This window comes from Pantoea sp. AG702, from assembly GCF_003182295.1.
In the GTDB taxonomy this organism is placed as follows: Bacteria; Pseudomonadota; Gammaproteobacteria; order Enterobacterales; family Enterobacteriaceae; genus Pantoea; species Pantoea ananatis.
This window is the reverse complement of record NZ_QGTU01000007.1, coordinates 172,866-188,522: the sequence shown is the minus strand read 5'-3', so window position 1 is coordinate 188,522 and position 15,657 is coordinate 172,866. Positions and strand designations below refer to the sequence as shown.

The window sequence follows — 15,657 nt, the reverse complement described above, 5'->3', positions numbered from 1 at the left end:
TACGCGAAGGAGAGTAAACGATGTTGCTGGAAATGAAGAACATCACCAAGCGCTTTGGCGCGGTGAAGGCGCTGGATAACGTCAGCCTGCAGCTGGATGCCGGTGAAGTGCTGTCGCTGTGCGGTGAAAACGGCTCTGGCAAATCGACGCTGATGAAAATCCTGTGCGGGCTCTATCCGCACGGGGATTTCGACGGGCAGATTCGCTTTGCCGGGGAGGATATTCAGGCGCAAACCATCCGCGATACCGAACGCAAAGGCATTGTCATCATCCATCAGGAGCTGGCGCTGGTGCGGCAGCTCACGGTGATGGAGAACATCTTTCTCGGCGCAGAGCTGGGGCGCTTCGGCATGGTAGATGATGAAACCATGACGCTGCGCTGCCAGCAGCTGCTGGAGCGCGTCAAACTCAACGTCTCGCCGGATACGCGCGTGGGTGAGCTTGGCCTGGGGCAACAACAGCTGGTGGAGATTGCCCGTGCCCTTAACAAACAGGTGCGCTTACTGATCCTGGATGAACCCACCTCATCGCTGACCGAGCAGGAGACGACAGTGCTGCTCAGCATCATCCAGAACCTGCGCGAACACGGCATTGCCTGCGTGTACATCTCGCACAAGCTCAACGAAGTGAAGGCTATCTCGGACACGATCTGTGTCATTCGCGATGGTCAGCACATCGCCACCCGGCCAGCGGCAGGCCTGAGCGAAGATGACATCATCACCATGATGGTCGGACGCGAACTCACGGCGCTTTATCCTCATTCGCCTCACGACATTGGCGACACGGTATTGCAGGTCGATAACCTGACAGCCTGGCATCCGGTTAACCGTCACGTGAAGCGGGTGAATAACGTCTCCTTCACCCTGCGAAAGGGCGAAATTCTCGGCATCGCCGGATTAGTCGGTGCAGGCAGAACCGAAACCGTGCAGTGCCTGTTTGGCGTCTGGCCGGGACGCTGGCAGGGCGACATCGCGATCAATGGCCAAAAAGTCACGATTCGCGACTGTCAGCACGCTATCGCGCACGGCATTGCCATGGTGCCGGAAGATCGTAAAAAAGACGGCATCGTGCCGCTGATGGGCGTAGGCAAAAACATCACGCTGGCCGCGCTGGACCAATTCAGTCACCGGCTTTCCACCCTTGATGAGGCCGAGGAACTGCGCGCCATCAACGCCGCCATTGCACGACTGCGGGTGAAAACCTCTTCGCCTGAGCTGCCGATTGGTCGCCTCAGCGGCGGTAATCAGCAAAAAGCGATTCTGGCGAAGTGCCTGCTGCTCAACCCGAAAATCCTGATTCTGGACGAGCCGACGCGCGGCATTGATGTTGGGGCGCGCCAGGAGATCTATGTGCTGATCAACGCCCTGGTAAAGCAGGGCATCTCGGTAATTGTGATTTCGTCTGAGCTGCCTGAAGTGCTGGGCCTGAGCGATCGCATTCTGGTTATGCATGAAGGGCAAATCAAAGCCGATCTGATTAACGACAATCTGACTCAGGAGCAGGTGATGGAAGCCGCCCTGCGGAGTGAACATTATGCTTAACAGCGAGAGTAAACCTGCCGTAGCGGCACCGGCTAACAAGCACGTATCCAGCAAGCTCGGCCTGCGTAACCTGCAGGTGCTGGTGATGCTGGGGGCGATTGTCTTGATTGCCCTGTTCTTTACCTGGACCACCGACGGCGCCTGGCTCAGTCCACGCAACGTCTCTAACCTGCTGCGCCAGACGGCGATCACCGGCATTTTGGCCGTTGGCATGGTGTTTGTGATTATTTCCGCCGAGATCGATCTGTCTGTTGGATCCATGATGGGCCTGCTGGGCGGCGCGGCGGCGATCTTCGATGTCTGGCTGGGCTGGCCGCTGCCGCTGACTATCGTGGTCACGCTAGTCCTGGGGCTGTTGCTCGGCACCTGGAACGGTTGGTGGATAGCTTATCGCAAGGTCCCTTCATTTATCGTTACCCTGGCCGGTATGCTGGCGTTTCGCGGCATTCTGGTGGGCATCACCGATGGCACTACCGTGGCACCGACAAGCCCGGCGATGTCGCAGATCGGGCAAAGCTATCTGCCCGGCGGTATCGGTTTTGGCTTTGGCTTTGCCGGCCTGGCGCTGTTTATTCTGTGGCAGTGGCGGCTGCGGCTGCGCCGTCAGCAACTGGGTCTGGCTCAGCCAGCCGCCACCGGCACCGTAGCACGGCAGGCCATTACCGCCGTTCTGGTTCTGGGCGCGATCTGGCTGCTGAATGATTATCGCGGCGTACCGACACCGGTCCTGCTGCTGGCATTGCTCATGCTGGTGGGGATGTTTATGGCCACCCGCACCGCCTTCGGGCGGCGTATCTATGCTATTGGCGGCAACATTGATGCCGCGCGGCTCTCCGGCATCAACGTGGCGCGCACCAAGCTGGCGGTATTTGCCATCAACGGCCTGATGGTGGCGATTGCCGGGCTAATCCTCAGTTCGCGCCTGGGGGCCGGTTCGCCTTCCGCCGGGAATATCGCCGAGCTGGATGCGATCGCGGCCTGCGTTATTGGTGGTACCAGCCTGGCCGGCGGTGTCGGTTCCGTCGCGGGCGCGGTGATGGGCGCGTTTATTATGGCCTCGCTGGATAACGGCATGAGTATGATGGATGTGCCGACCTTCTGGCAGTACATCGTTAAAGGTGCGATTTTGCTGCTGGCCGTGTGGATGGACACTGCAACGCGCCGCCGCATGTAATCGTGTGAACGATCACACTGTGGCGCAAACCATTTCTGTGGCGCATCCGGCTGTGCTATGCAATGCGCTGGGAGTTAAAGGGATGTGCCACTATGCATGAAAAACGATACCGCATTACCCTGCTGTTTAACGCCAACAAGGTTTACGATCGTCAGGTGGTAGAAGGCGTTGGCGAGTATTTACAGGCTTCGCAGACCAACTGGGATATTTTCATTGAGGAGGACTTCCGCTGCCGCATTGAGAATATCCATGAATGGCTGGGCGACGGCGTCATCGCAGATTATGACGACAGTGCCATTGAGCGTTCGCTGGCGGACGTGGCAGTGCCGATTGTCGGCGTAGGCGGCTCTTATCACCGTGAAGAGGATTATCCGCCAGTACACTACATCGCCACCGACAACAGTGCGCTGGTGGAAAGTGCCTTTCTGCACCTGAAAGCGCGCGGCATCAACCGTTTCGCCTTTTACGGTTTACCGGCTTCCAGCGGCAAACGCTGGGCGCAGGAGCGCGAACTGGCGTTTCGTAAAATGGTGATGCGCGAACGTTACATGGGCGTCGTCTATCAGGGCATGGAGACTGCCTCTGAGAACTGGCAGCATGCACAAAACCGCCTGGCCGACTGGCTGCAAACGCTTCCACCCCATACCGGCATTATTGCCGTCACCGACGCCCGCGCGCGTCATCTGCTGCAGGCCTGCGAATACCTGAAGATTCCGGTGCCGGAGAAGCTGTGCGTGATTGGTATTGATAACGAAGAGCTGACGCGTTACCTGTCGCGGGTAGCGCTGTCCTCCGTGGTTCAGGGCTCGCGCCAGATGGGTTACCAGGCCGCCAAACTGCTGCATCGCCTGCTGGATAAGCAAACCCTGCCTCTGCAGCGTATCTTAGTACCGCCGGTAAAAGTCATTGCCCGCCGCTCTACGGACTTTCGCTCACTGCACGATCCCGCCGTGATCCAGGCGATGCACTTTATCCGCTTCAACGCCTGCAAGGGCATTAAGGTAGAGCAGGTGCTGGATGCGATTGGCATGTCGCGCTCAAACCTGGAGAAGCGTTTCCGGGATGAAACCGGCGACACGATTCATGCCATGATCCACCGTGAGAAGCTGGAGAAGGCAAGGGAGCTGCTGGCGGGCTCGTCGCTGAGCATCAATGAGATCTCCCAGATGTGCGGCTACCCGTCGCTCCAGTATTTCTACTCCGTGTTTAAAAAAAGCTATGCCACCACGCCGAAGGAGTACCGGCAGGAGAATGGTGAGGTGATGTAGATGCTTAACGCTTGCCTGGATCGCTGCATGAGGCAATAAGGTTAACCGCATCATTCGATCTTTTCACGAGCAACACTCGCGTATTCTGCTGAAGCTGGATGGCAAGAAACGGACAAAGGCACAGTAAAAAAACGCTCACCAAGGGTGCCAGCTGACTCCCTTTCAAAAGGACAGGAAAACCGCCAGCGCGAAAATATCGTCTTAGTTTTTTGGTCACACCGTCTCACTTCTGCGCATCGGCTTGACGATGATCTTAGTGAAGATGCCCTGCTGATAGCACCTGTCGTTATCATTACTGATAGTGCACCAATGTGCCTGCAAGAGTCGGGTAAAGCTCACCCGCATTGTCATCGCTTAGTTGTTGTTTTAACCAAAAGGAATTTCCAATGCTCAAGGTCCGCAAAGCCATACCAGAGGATTACTCTGCCTGGCTAACCCTCTGGAAAGGTTATCTGCATTTTTACGGACAGAACCTGGACGATGCCGTCACGTTATCTACCTGGCAGAGAATACAGTCGCCCGAATCAGCGTTAATGTGTTGGCTGGCCGAATTTGATGGCAAGGTGACGGGCTTCGTGGTCTGCGTGATACATGAAGGCACATGGTTTACACAGCCCGTATGCTATCTGGAAGATCTCTTCGTTGAAGAAAATGCGCGTGGCGTGGGAGCGGGAAAAGCGCTCATCACGCGGGTCTGCGATGAAGCCCGTGAGGCGGGCTGGGCAAAGGTGTACTGGGTGACAAATGAAAATAACCCCGCGCGTAAACTCTACGACAAGCTAGCCCAGGTTGATGATGTTGTTCGCTACAACATCAGGTTCTGAAAACCGACCTCTCAGCACCTTCCCAATCGCACAGGATACTGCCCTTATTAAAATAATCAGGGCAGAGATTAATAACCCCTCTCCCCTTATTATTGGCATCTGCCAATAATAAAAATAATCTGTGATAAATATCTCAATATTATAGTATTAAGATTCATTGCGACCCTTATTCATTTTCCCTCTGTTTTCAACGGCGCAGGAAGGCTTCTCCAGCGGCTGACATTCCGAAAATAGAAAACCCCCCATTGAAATAAACTGTGCGCGATCACAAGATGGATGGGTTTACTAAAAAACAATAATCAGTAAATTTTGAGGCCAGTTATGCAACACACACTGTTACCGACCACCTTCCAGCTCCAGAAGGCATTTTTCCGTACTCAACCCGTAGAGATCGTCAAGGCAGCGGGGTGCAGCGCGACGTTATTTACCTATGAATCAGGAATCGAAGCCGTGCGGCTGAAAAATGCCCGCGGTCATCTGGTGGTGCTTCCTTATTTTGGTCAGATGATCTGGCAGGCCATGTTTGATGGCGTTGACCTGACAATGCAAAGCCGTTTTACCGAGCCACGTCCTGCCAGCGATATTGTCGGCACCTACGGCTGCTTTATGTATCACTCAGGGCTGCTGCGCAACGGTAACCCCACAGCGGAAGACACGCACGCTCTGCACGGTGAAATGCCTGTTGCACCTATGCAGCGGGCACGTATTGAAACGGGCGAGGATGCGCAGGGGCCATGGCTGGCGCTGGTGAGTGAGCGTGAATACCTGATGGGATTTGGTGACCATTATCTGGCCCAGCCGCGGGTGGTTATCCGTCCGGACAGCGCAACCTTTGAAGTGTGCATGGAGGTAGAGAACCTGTCGCGCAATCCCATGGATCTGATGTACATGTGCCATGCTAACTTTGCCTATGTCGAAGGCGCTCGCATCATTCAGCCTGCGGCCTTTACGGCGGCCGACACGGTGATCCGTTCGTCAGTACCGGCCATCGTGAAAGCGAATGATGCCTATCTGGCAAGGCTTGAGCAGCTCAGGCACGATCCCGCCAGCACAGAAGTGCTTAGCGCTGAGTTGCAGCCCGATCCTGAACTGGTTTTCTACATCAAAAATCTGCGTAAAGCCGAGGATGGTCAGGTCCATGTCATGCTCAGGCGGCCGGAAGGTGATGCCTTTACGGTGAACTATAACCCGGAACACTTCCCGTTTCTGACGCGCTGGATTCTGGCGAATAACATGCAGAAGGTGTGCGCCTTCGCGATGCCGGCGACCTGCGGCGTTGAAGGTTATCTGGCAGAAAAGCGTGCCGGGAATGTGCGGTCACTGGCCGGAGGGGAACGGGCCTGCTTCAGCATGACGCTCGGCTACCTTAACGCGCAGGAAAGCCAGCATGAAGAAGCCGAGATCCACGATTCAGTTTGATCGCTGCCGCGATTTTGTTAATGAAATGTGTGAGCTTTATCAAAGAAGGAATCTTTATTAGTGGCAGGTAATTTACTTTGCTATTCATTTAAGTAAATTCTTGAGTGTACCAGGACAATTATGCGGTTTGTTTTGGAAAACGGGAAAAACCCTTAACCGGTAGAACGGTTTATTTTCTCTTTTTATTACTACGAATACCCACTTTTCAGGGTTGATTATTTATTTGCTGTCGTCATTGCTGGCAGCTGACGCTTTATATCAATTTCTGACAAGAGAAGATTTCATCATGTTAATGATAACCAGGGGTAGCAAAATGAATCGCCGCAATATAATTAAACTGTTAAGCATCTCTACGCTGTTATCCGTCTCAGTAAGTTTAGCCTTTCCCATGTCCGCACTGGCCTCCGAAACCAAAACCATGGTGACCGTGGTGAAAGAAGCCGGTGTGCCCTGGTTCAATATCCTTAATCAGGGATTAAAAGAGGGCGGCGAAAAAAACAATCTTAAAACCTCAATGGTGGGACCCACGCGAGCCGATCCTGCGCAGCAGGTGAAGCTGATTGAAGATTTGATTGCCAAAAAAGTTGATGTGATTGGTTTGGTTCCGCTGGATACCAAAGTCACAGCGCAGGTCGTGAAGCGTGCGCGTGATGCGGGCATCATGGTGATCACTCAGGAAGGTCCAAACCAGGAAGGCAAAACCTGGGATGTGGAGCTCATGAGCGCGAAAGCTTACGGCGAAGCACAGATGAAAGCCCTGGCGCGCGAGATGGGTGAAAAAGGGGAATATGTCGTGCTGGTCGGCACATTGACGACCACGGGTCACAATCAGTGGGCCGATGCCGCTATCGCCTACCAAAAAGAGCACTACCCGAATATGAAACTGGCCGCCGACCGCTTTCCTGGCGCGGACTTTATCGATGAATCCGAACGGGTTACGCAGGATATTCTGAAAGCACATCCGAACGTGACGGGCATTATGTCGATGGGCTCGAACGGTCCGATCGGTGCAGGTAACGTGCTGAAAAAACGTCATCTGGAGAAAAAAATCGCCCTGGTGGGGACCACTATTCCCTCCCAGGCGCGGGCATACATTATGTCTGGTGTGATTCGTGAAGGTTTCCTGTGGAGTCCGAAAGAAGCCGGGCTGGCCATGACGGATGTGGCCCGCCTCGCGCTGGATAATGCGGAATTCAAAACCGGCATGACCATTCCGGGTTTGGGGGAAGCCACTGTGGATAACGAAAACAAGGTGATCATGGTGGACCGCATCCTTCAGATCACCAAAGCCAACGTTAACGATCTAGTCAAACTCGGTCTGTAATTCTCACCATCAATGCTGATGCTGGCCAGGTTCAACAGAACCCGGCCAGTTCCCCGTATTCTGATTAGGTAAGGGATAGTGCTATGCCTGCATTTTTACAACTCGATGGCATATCGAAAATATTCGGCGGCGTGCATGCACTTTCAGATGTCAGCCTCACGCTTGAAGAGGGCGAGGTACATTGTCTGTGCGGACAGAATGGCTGCGGTAAGTCGACGTTGATCAAAGTGATGTCTGGCGTACATCAGCCCGAGCCGGGTGGCCGTATTACGATTAGCGGAAATGAGGTTTCGCCGCTAACGCCAGTAGAAAGCACCCGTCTGGGCGTGCAGGTGATCTATCAGGACCTGTCTCTGTTCCCTAATTTAACCGTGGCGGAGAACATTGCCATCGGTCAGCATACCGGCCGCTTTAAACGGGTTAACTGGAAAAAGATTTATGAGATAGCGGCCGAAGCGGTTGCGCGCATTGGCGTTTCGCTCGACCTGAATGACAAAGTGGCTGATATCTCTATTGCTCAGCGTCAGCTGGTGGCAATTTGCCGGGCGATGGCGGCGAATGCCCGGCTGGTGATTATGGATGAACCCACATCCTCCCTGACGCGCCATGAAGTGGACGCCTTACTGAAGCTCACCCTGCAGCTTAAACAGCGCGGCATCACGATTGTTTTTGTCAGCCATCGTCTGGATGAAGTGCTGGAAATTGCCGATCGCGTGACCGTGATGCGCGATGGCGTGAAGCTGGGCACCTTTGATGCCCGTGAGATGTCAGACCGTAAACTGGCCACGCTGATGACGGGTAAAGAGTTCCATTATGAATCCGTTGCCAAAGACAGACCGCAAACCGAAACGGTGCTCGAAGTCAGCAACTTGTCCCGTAAAGGTGAGTATCGGGATATTTCGTTTGATATCCGGCGTGGCGAAATTCTCGGTCTCACCGGCCTGTTGGGGTCGGGACGCACCGAATTAGCGCTGAGCCTGTTTGGTCTGACGCGCCCACATCAGGGCGAAATAAAACTCCACGGTCATGCCGTACAAATGCGATCTAACCGCGATGCTATTGAACACGGCATTGCCTATCTGTCAGAAGATCGTCTGGGACTGGGCCTGGTACTGGAGCAGTCCATTAGCGCTAACATTACGCTTTCTGTAGTGGAGAAGCTGGTGAACAAAGCCGGACTCATTCGTGACGACCTGTATGAGCAAACGGTCAACGACGCGATTGCCTCCCTGTCTATCAAAGCCGGTAATCCCGACAACAAAGTCAAAACCCTGTCAGGCGGCAACCAGCAGCGGGTGGTGCTGGCAAAATGGCTGGCGACGCAACCCAAACTGCTGATCCTGGACAGCCCCACCGTGGGCGTCGATATTCATGCCAAAGACGGTATTTACGCCATCGTGCGGAAACTCGCCGCCAGCGGTATCGCCATCATCATGATTTCCGATGAGATTCCCGAGATTTATTATCACAGCGATCGGGTGTTAGTGATGCGCGGCGGCAGGCTTAATGGGGAATACTTCCCTGGCCGCTGCAGCGAAGAAGAATTAAAGGAGGCAGTAAATGCGTGATTTCCTCCCGCGTTTTATTCACACCCACGAATGTCGCCTGCTGGCGGTAATGACCCTGATGATTGTGTTCCTGACCGTATTCACCACGGAGTTCGCAACCTTACAAAACCTCCTGGACGTTTCAGGCGCAACAGCCTTTATTGGCATCATGGCTGCGGGCCTGCTGGTGGTGATTATTACCGGCGGCATCGATCTCTCTTTTGCGGCCACCGCCTCCATTACCCAGTATGTCGCCCTGACCTTAGCGAACAATATGGGGCTGGGCTGGGTGGGCATTTTTGCCGTTGCTATCGGCCTGGGCATCGTACTGGGTTTTATCAATGGCGTGCTGGTTAACGTGCTGCGGACCTCCGCGCTGATTATCACCATTGCAACGCTAAACGTTTTCTTCGGCATTCTGCTGACGGTGACCAGCGGCCAGGACATTTTCATGCTGCCGGACTGGTTTAACGCCGGGTTTGAACTGGTGTTCTATACCGATGCGCAAGGGGCTACCTATGCGCTGAACTTCCAGATTATCGCTCTGGTTCTGGCGTTTGTGTTGACGTGGCTGCTGCTCAACCGAAGTAACACCGGCCGACAAATCTATGCCACCGGTGGCAACCCGGATGCCGCGCAACGCGTAGGCTTCAACGTGTTCAAACTGAATATGCTGGTTTATGGCTACATGGGGGCGCTGGCTGGTCTGGCGTCGCTGGTTCAGGCACAACTTGCCCAGTCAGTTTCCCCGACGGCACTGGTTGGCAGGGAACTGGACGTGGTAGCGGCGGTGGTCATCGGCGGTGCCAGCCTGACCGGCGGTAAGGGAACCGTTCTGGGCACCGTACTGGGCGTGGTGCTGATTGCAGTGATGCAGAATGGCCTGATCCTGCTGGGTGTTTCATCTTACTGGTCGTTGTTCAGCACCGGCCTGGTGATCATCGCCGCTATGATCATGATGGCCAGAGAAACCCGCAAACAGAACAAGCTCGTCGATGAAGGAGCAGTATCATGAAGCAGACTGGCAACGTGTTGGAGCAGGTGGAAAAACGGCTGGGAACCACCAACGTCCGGCTGCTGTTTATTCTGATAGTTATGGTGATCGGTCTTGGGCTGCTTGAAGGCGACAAACTGTTTGCGGCGGCAGGTTTGCGATCGATGGGCTTCCAGCTGCCGGAACTGGGATTTCTTGCACTCGCCATGATGATTCCTATGCTTTCCGGCGGTATCGATCTTTCGATCATCGCCACCGCCAACTTGTGCGCGTTAACGGTCGCCTACACCTTGACCACCTTCATGCCTGAAATGCAGGGGGCATCAGGGGATCTGCTACAAATTGGCGCACTGCTGCTGGGCCTTGTGTTGTCAGCGCTGGTGGGTTTGCTGAATGGCGTGCTGGTGGCCTACCTGCGCGTGCCGCCGATGCTGGCGACGCTGGGCACGATGACGGCGGTGAAGGGCATTGCCATCGGATTCAGCCATGGCGATGTGATTTCCGGCTTTCCGGCGCCGATTGTGTTTATCGGGAACGGTACGGTGTTTGGCATCCCTTTTGCACTCATCATTTTTGCACTGGCGATTATTCCGTTAAGCATTTTCGTCAATAAAACCCCACTGGGCAAATCGATTGCCATGATCGGCTCCAATGAAAGAGCGGCCCATTATTCCGGCATTAACACGCGCAAAAGCCTGGTATGGGTTTATCTGATCTCGGGCTTATTTGCCGGTATCGCGGGCATTATCATGATGGCGCGTTTCGATTCGGCGAATGCGGCCTACGGTGAAAGCTACCTGCTGGTCGCTATTCTGGCTGCGGTACTGGGCGGGGTCGATCCGCTGGGTGGATTTGGCCGGGTCAGCGGCGTGATTCTGTCGCTGCTGATTCTGCAGTTGGTGTCTACCGCCTCGATTCTGCTCGATCTTAGCCAGTTCATCACGCTCGCGTTGTGGGGCGCGATTTTGATAGTGGCATCGGGCGGTGTTGTGCTTAAAGAGTGGCTCTCTGAGCGGCGGAAGCTCCGCAATAAAGCGTCTGCTGTCACACGAAAGGCGTAAGTTTTGTAAACCCTGTTGATGCATCGCCATGCCGACCATGGGGCGGCGTGGCGATCGGACCTCATGACATGATAGATTTAAAAAATAATCATCCAACAAGGTATGTCATGAGTAATCGAGCTGATGATGTCAGTGCTATAGGTCCCCGGTTACGACTAATGATCGCCTCATTAACTTCTCTTGAAGCCCGGTTGGTTCACGCCGTGTTATCAAGCGATTTTGATGAGAATGTCTCTATCAAAGCCATTGCCAGCCGTTGCGAAATGTCAGAGGCGATGGTGGTGAAGACAGCAAAGAAGCTGGGTTTCAAGGGTTTCAAAGAGTTACGCATAAAAGCAGCCCTGTATAACCGCCTGCCCATCACCGAAATGCATCAGGAGCTTTCTCCCAGCGATACCACGCGTGAGATCGTCAGTAAGGTCTTTCGCACCTCTGTTCAGGCCATTGAAGAAACACTGGCTATCCTGGATATGGCGGCCTTTGAAAAAGCCGCAGAGCTGCTGGCAAACGCCCGCCAGCGAGACTTCTACGGCTTCGGCGGCTCGGCGCAAATCGCGCGGGATGCGGTGCATAAGTTTTTGCGCATCGGCACGCGGTCGGCCGCCTACGACGATCCGCATATGATGTTGATGTCGGCTGCCTTACTGAACGAACAGGATGTGGTTGTCGCCATTTCACATTCCGGCCGCACTAAAGACATTATCGAAGCGGTGAAGGCCGCGCAGCTGCAAGGCGTCCCGGTCATTGCCATTACGAATTCCATTGGTTCACCACTGGCTAACCTTGCCGATACCGTTATCTGCTCGACCGCCCAGGGCTCGCCGCTGACCGGTGAAAACGCGGCTGCGCGCATCGCGCAGTTAAATATCCTGGACGCGCTGTTCGTTGTCGTCGCGCAGCGTGACTATGCCCAGGCCGAACGCCAACTGGGCCGCACGATGCTGGCCGTTGCCCATAAACGCAAATAGCGATAACCACTTTTCACAGGAGCCTCGAATGGCAACACGGGAGCATCATTATCAGGTCAACGTGCGCTGGACGGGTAATCGCGGCGCCGGAACGCAGTCTTACACGGCCTATGACCGAAACGGCGAACTGTCCGGTGAAGGTAAAGCCACGGTCGCACTTAGTGCCGATCCGGCATTTCGTGGTGATGCCGCGCGCTGGAATCCAGAGGAGCTCTTGCTGGCGTCAGTATCGGCCTGCCATAAGCTGTGGTATCTGCATCTTTGCGCCGATGCCGGCATTATTATTGACGCTTATGAGGATTCAGCTGAAGGCACCATGGTCGAAGGGGATCGTGGCCATTTTACCCGCATTACGCTAAAACCCAGAGTGGCGCTGCGTAATAAAGATGATGTAGCCCGAGCCGAAGCCGAAGCACTGCATCATCACGCCCACGAAGCCTGTTTTATCGCAAATTCGCTGAATTTTCCGGTGAGTTTTGAACCGATATTTGTTTAATGGTGGATGGGACAAGAAGTTCGCAATTGATAAAGGCCGGAGCTGAACAGGGTAAAATCAGGCGAAACAGCGCTTCGCCTGTGAATGTCCGAACATGATCAGAACCGATACTGCAAGCCTGCTGTCACAGTGTAGTTATGGTTAGCAATACCTGCCGCATCGCCGTCAATAGTCCCTGACTGGCCGCTGACGTTATCAAAAATTTGTGTGCTCCCTTTGCCTTCTTCGTATTTACTGTAGGTAAATTCAGCAAACACTTTGGCATTCGGCGTAACGTAATAACCTGCGTCAATGGAGGCACCGTAGTAACGCGAACTTGATGTTTTTTCACGGAACGTTAACTGGCGAACATAATGTTCGTCATTATCATAGGCGTTAACCCAGTCGCTGAATTTAAGCAGAGTACCGAATTCAAAGTTATTTATTCTGTAGCGCCCAGTCAGTCCTACATACGGCATTGAAAAGCGCTGACTGTAACCGATGCCAGTTTGATCGCGTGGAAAATCACCGACCAGAGTACCATTGTTGTAATCAAATGAGCCGCCAATAGCAGTCCAACTGAAACGGGTCTCCTGATAGCCAGCTACGGCGCCTACTCGATAGTTATCTCCCTGTAGGAACCACCCTTTCAGATTGAGGTCATACTCATTAGCATGATTCATGCGCGTATAAGGATGTGAAGAATGATCGGTCCAGTTCCCTTGATTACTGTCTTGCCAGTCGTAATCGTCCAGACGACCCGAACCAGTGGCAAGCGAAGTCCATCCCCGTGCATTAAGCGTCAGGAACGAGTATGCATCCCAGGAAATGTCGCCCTTCAAAATAGCCACATTTTTGATCTTCCAGTCCAGTTGACTGATTTTACGACCCGTATCGGGGTCGTAAACAAGCTCCCCAGCTTTTCCACCCAGCATACCTGTTGAGGCAGATACACTAAGACTCTCAGCGGAGAGATTAGGTGTAAATGACGTTTCTTCGGCCTGAACACCTACTGCAACCCCTGCCATCATCACTGCAAAAACACTCTTTATCATTTTTATCACCCTGTTTTTTTATTAAAAAACCCTGAAAATCAGTTCCAGAATAAAATAGAATTATCTGATTAAACAAGTGAAAAAATTATGAAGCTTCGTAGAATTTAATACCGCCTAAATGAGGTAAGTCATGATAAAATATCTGTACTAGCTCGTTATTTCACGTCCAGAATGAAGAGTTAAGGGTGTGAGTGTTACAATTCTATCCTGGTCTGGCTAAAGAGAAATACGCTGATTAATTGTCGGCGTTTTTCCCTAAGATCGCGAATCTTATTAGGCGCCCGGTTGTAGATTTACTCATGAAATGCAGTTTTCTTTGGTAAATTAATTTGCGGTAATCTCAGTTTTACTTCATTGATTTGAAAATAAACTTCACAAGCTCCCGTTACCTGGAAAAGATCTATACCCAATTGTTTAATATATGCATTCCTCATCGGTGCTCCTCATAGGCGCAGCGCACGTAAATGTGCAGTAACGACTGTCGCCATAAGCACCAGATTACACCAGGCCATGTTATCCTTATTGACTTGATTAAGTCGTCGAATGTAAGCGAATTTATTAAGTGATTACTCACTAAAATCTGCTTTGAGAGTCATTGGTCTCATTACGATTGTTGACGATAGCGGTTATCATCGTTGGCACCATGACATAATAAAATATAAACGGGGGTTAAACAGATGTGGGGAGAGATCTATTGATTCTCCTCTAATGATAGGTTTCTGGCGTTTGAACTTATCTATAGAGAGGTTTTTTTGTTGAATTTACACATTATCAAATGTCTTAAAATAAGTGTATTTTTAGCATGGCTATGGTGATTGAAATAAAAAATTATTTCTTATCTTCATTCAGAGGATTAACCTGTGAGTAAATGCTCAGCTTCGGTATGCATGGAAATATTGAACTCAGTAGTCATGTGAGTTTACTCAATAGTGTACGGGAGATACCTCGTGCTGCCTTTCCCCTTTACACTCCGATCCGGCAGACACCTTAAAGTATTAGCGCCTCAAGCCGATACTTTATGCGCAACTGGCGAAATCCGTCGCCGGTATTATGTGACCCCCATTCGGGGCTCAGTCAACATAAGGAGCAACTGCATGGATATTCAGCAACTCACAACGCTGTCTGCAGGGTTGGAGCAATGGCAGGCACGTGGTGAAGCCAATGCGACGCTGTTAAAGAAAACCCTGAACCAACAGGCAGATACCATCACGACATTGGTTGAAGGCGTCACCGCGCTTCCTGCTAACCCGGCGGTAGGGCGCAATATCAACACCACCGCCTGACGGATCCCCCGGGCGGCTTTTGTTGTGTCGCCCGTTTTAAATGCACCACGCAATCAATTGTTTTGCGTTGAGTGTGCCCGGCTAACCGCCTTCTCAACGCCTCCATGACAAGCAACTCATCCCTCATCCGCTTTCTAAAACCTGCTATGGCAACCATTACCCATGTTCTTCAGTCAATCCGGCAGAACCCAAAACAGCAAAGCGCTATCAGTGCAATAGATAGCATGATCACAATAACGGCACTTATTGTTAACTATGTATTAATAACATTGGTTATCATTATCCCCATCGAAAGCGAACCGCTTTCCCGCTTACAAGATAAGGAACAGGATTATGAAAACCATGAAAACACTTTCACTTGCCGCCGTTGCTGCGCTCTCACTGATGTCAGCTTCCGCTTTTGCGCAAACCGTTACCGCCACCGGTTCAACGCTCGATGGCACAGAAGCGAAAATTGCTGCCCAGGCTGAGCAGCAGGGCGCACAGTATAAAATCATCGAAGCCAATACCAACGATCGTGTTCACATGACTGCTGAGCTGTATAAATAACAGCGTTATGTTGAGCAAAGCGAAAGAGCTGCCTGATGGCAGCTTTTTTTTGGGTTTTTATCGCGGACGATGAGAACGTCTTCTTTCGCCGATAGCGCTATTGACCTGAAGTGCACATGTTTCTCAGCACAATGACAGTTTTCCCCTTTTAACGCGGTCATCAGGCAGCGCTGCG

14 protein-coding genes are annotated in these 15,657 nt (G+C 52.6%); 13 read left to right on the top strand and 1 reads right to left on the bottom strand.

All coding sequences use genetic code 11. The features are described from left to right. Positions 1-20 precede the first annotated feature (20 nt). From DFO57_RS17930 to DFO57_RS17880, 11 genes are all read left to right on the top strand, one after another. Positions 21-1,541, top strand: coding sequence for a xylose ABC transporter ATP-binding protein (locus DFO57_RS17930; RefSeq protein ID WP_022623735.1), 1,521 nt, complete (start codon positions 21-23; stop codon positions 1,539-1,541). After that, a complete protein-coding gene (xylH, locus tag DFO57_RS17925; protein ID WP_022623736.1) occupies positions 1,534-2,715 on the top strand; it encodes a xylose ABC transporter permease XylH in 1,182 nt (393 codons plus the stop codon). The genes DFO57_RS17930 and xylH overlap by 8 nt, the downstream gene beginning before the upstream one ends. Positions 2,716-2,807: 92 nt before the next feature. Beyond that, entirely contained in the window at positions 2,808-3,983 is a 1,176-nt protein-coding gene (xylR, locus tag DFO57_RS17920; RefSeq protein ID WP_014332956.1) for a D-xylose utilization transcriptional activator XylR, read from the top strand. 386 nt (positions 3,984-4,369) lie between these two features. Continuing rightward, entirely contained in the window at positions 4,370-4,807 is a 438-nt protein-coding gene (locus DFO57_RS17915; RefSeq protein ID WP_014332955.1) for a GNAT family N-acetyltransferase, read from the top strand. A gap of 321 nt (positions 4,808-5,128) precedes the next feature. Further along, positions 5,129-6,226, top strand: coding sequence for an aldose 1-epimerase family protein (locus DFO57_RS17910; RefSeq protein ID WP_110015560.1), 1,098 nt, complete (start codon positions 5,129-5,131; stop codon positions 6,224-6,226). 313 nt (positions 6,227-6,539) lie between these two features. Then, positions 6,540-7,550: an autoinducer 2 ABC transporter substrate-binding protein gene (locus DFO57_RS17905; protein ID WP_014332953.1), complete on the top strand. Its 1,011-nt coding sequence runs from the start codon at positions 6,540-6,542 to the stop codon at positions 7,548-7,550. A gap of 83 nt (positions 7,551-7,633) precedes the next feature. After that, on the top strand, positions 7,634-9,118 hold the full coding sequence (locus tag DFO57_RS17900; RefSeq protein ID WP_014604716.1) for a sugar ABC transporter ATP-binding protein: 1,485 nt from the start codon (positions 7,634-7,636) through the stop codon (positions 9,116-9,118). Continuing rightward, positions 9,111-10,112, top strand: a complete 1,002-nt coding sequence (locus DFO57_RS17895; protein WP_105092043.1) for an ABC transporter permease — start codon at positions 9,111-9,113, stop codon at positions 10,110-10,112. The genes DFO57_RS17900 and DFO57_RS17895 overlap by 8 nt, the downstream gene beginning before the upstream one ends. Then, positions 10,109-11,152 (top strand): ABC transporter permease, encoded by a 1,044-nt coding sequence (locus DFO57_RS17890; RefSeq protein WP_072136237.1) that lies wholly within the window; start codon positions 10,109-10,111, stop codon positions 11,150-11,152. The genes DFO57_RS17895 and DFO57_RS17890 overlap by 4 nt, the downstream gene beginning before the upstream one ends. A 68-nt stretch (positions 11,153-11,220) precedes the next feature. Beyond that, positions 11,221-12,120 (top strand): MurR/RpiR family transcriptional regulator, encoded by a 900-nt coding sequence (locus DFO57_RS17885; protein ID WP_014604715.1) that lies wholly within the window; start codon positions 11,221-11,223, stop codon positions 12,118-12,120. Between the two features lie 28 nt (positions 12,121-12,148). Next, positions 12,149-12,616, top strand: a complete 468-nt coding sequence (locus tag DFO57_RS17880) for an OsmC family protein (protein WP_110015559.1) — start codon at positions 12,149-12,151, stop codon at positions 12,614-12,616. 98 nt (positions 12,617-12,714) lie between these two features. Here the strand turns inward: DFO57_RS17880 and DFO57_RS17875 are convergent, their stop codons facing one another. Next, positions 12,715-13,650 (bottom strand): omptin family outer membrane protease, encoded by a 936-nt coding sequence (locus tag DFO57_RS17875; RefSeq protein ID WP_110015558.1) that lies wholly within the window; start codon positions 13,648-13,650, stop codon positions 12,715-12,717. Positions 13,651-14,744: 1,094 nt separating this feature from the next. Between DFO57_RS17875 and DFO57_RS17870 the strand changes: the two genes are divergently transcribed. Both DFO57_RS17870 and DFO57_RS17865 read left to right on the top strand, forming a co-directional pair. Next, on the top strand, positions 14,745-14,933 hold the full coding sequence (locus DFO57_RS17870; protein WP_014332946.1) for a YjfB family protein: 189 nt from the start codon (positions 14,745-14,747) through the stop codon (positions 14,931-14,933). A 333-nt stretch (positions 14,934-15,266) separates the two neighbouring features. Beyond that, the gene (locus DFO57_RS17865) at positions 15,267-15,482 is read left to right on the top strand and encodes a YdgH/BhsA/McbA-like domain containing protein (RefSeq protein WP_013023962.1); all 216 of its coding nucleotides are present in this window, start codon (positions 15,267-15,269) and stop codon (positions 15,480-15,482) included. Positions 15,483-15,657 lie beyond the last annotated feature (175 nt).

Excerpts from the sequence above, each read along its gene's own strand:
- DFO57_RS17890 (WP_072136237.1), top strand. The coding sequence starts at position 10,109 with ATGAAGCAGACTGGCAACGTGTTGGAGCAGGTGGAAAAACGGCTGGGA.
- DFO57_RS17870 (WP_014332946.1), top strand. The coding sequence starts at position 14,745 with ATGGATATTCAGCAACTCACAACGCTGTCTGCAGGGTTGGAGCAATGG.
- xylR (WP_014332956.1), top strand. The coding sequence starts at position 2,808 with ATGCATGAAAAACGATACCGCATTACCCTGCTGTTTAACGCCAACAAG.
- DFO57_RS17895 (WP_105092043.1), top strand. The coding sequence starts at position 9,111 with ATGCGTGATTTCCTCCCGCGTTTTATTCACACCCACGAATGTCGCCTG.
- DFO57_RS17875 (WP_110015558.1), bottom strand. The coding sequence starts at position 13,650 with ATGATAAAGAGTGTTTTTGCAGTGATGATGGCAGGGGTTGCAGTAGGT.
- DFO57_RS17865 (WP_013023962.1), top strand. The coding sequence starts at position 15,267 with ATGAAAACCATGAAAACACTTTCACTTGCCGCCGTTGCTGCGCTCTCA.
- DFO57_RS17930 (WP_022623735.1), top strand. The coding sequence starts at position 21 with ATGTTGCTGGAAATGAAGAACATCACCAAGCGCTTTGGCGCGGTGAAG.
- DFO57_RS17910 (WP_110015560.1), top strand. The coding sequence starts at position 5,129 with ATGCAACACACACTGTTACCGACCACCTTCCAGCTCCAGAAGGCATTT.
- DFO57_RS17880 (WP_110015559.1), top strand. The coding sequence starts at position 12,149 with ATGGCAACACGGGAGCATCATTATCAGGTCAACGTGCGCTGGACGGGT.
- DFO57_RS17915 (WP_014332955.1), top strand. The coding sequence starts at position 4,370 with ATGCTCAAGGTCCGCAAAGCCATACCAGAGGATTACTCTGCCTGGCTA.
- DFO57_RS17905 (WP_014332953.1), top strand. The coding sequence starts at position 6,540 with ATGAATCGCCGCAATATAATTAAACTGTTAAGCATCTCTACGCTGTTA.
- DFO57_RS17900 (WP_014604716.1), top strand. The coding sequence starts at position 7,634 with ATGCCTGCATTTTTACAACTCGATGGCATATCGAAAATATTCGGCGGC.
- DFO57_RS17885 (WP_014604715.1), top strand. The coding sequence starts at position 11,221 with ATGATAGATTTAAAAAATAATCATCCAACAAGGTATGTCATGAGTAAT.
- xylH (WP_022623736.1), top strand. The coding sequence starts at position 1,534 with ATGCTTAACAGCGAGAGTAAACCTGCCGTAGCGGCACCGGCTAACAAG.